Source organism: Burkholderia sp. AcTa6-5 (genome assembly GCF_017815075.1).
GTDB classification, from domain to species: Bacteria; Pseudomonadota; Gammaproteobacteria; order Burkholderiales; family Burkholderiaceae; genus Burkholderia; species Burkholderia sola.
In genome coordinates this window covers 1-345 of record NZ_JAGIQE010000089.1, presented here as the reverse complement: position 1 = coordinate 345, position 345 = coordinate 1, and the positions used below count along the sequence as shown (strand labels likewise).

1 tRNA gene is annotated in these 345 nt (G+C 56.8%); it reads left to right on the top strand.

Annotated features, from left to right (window positions below):
* The first annotated feature begins 141 nt into the window (after positions 1–141).
* Positions 142–218 (top strand) — tRNA-Asp (locus J8I33_RS34320).
* Positions 219–345: the final 127 nt, after the last annotated feature.

Sequence of the window (345 nt, the reverse complement as noted above, 5' to 3'; positions counted from 1 at the left end):
AGGCCTAGGACATCACCCTTTCACGGTGAGTACAGGGGTTCGAATCCCCTAGGGGACGCCAGATTCAGCGGCGTTTCATGGAAGTGTCGCAACGCGTGCAGGAACGTGACGAGATCCTGCAGGCGGTGGTGCAGAAAAGCTGGAGCGGTAGTTCAGTTGGTTAGAATACCGGCCTGTCACGCCGGGGGTCGCGGGTTCGAGCCCCGTCCGCTCCGCCAGAACGAAGCCCGTTCAAAAAGCGTTTTTTTGAACGGGCTTTCTCGTTAAGGATGTAAGCAGTACGTTGTCCCCTTCGTCTAGAGGCCTAGGACATCACCCTTTCACGGTGAGTACAGGGGTTCGAAT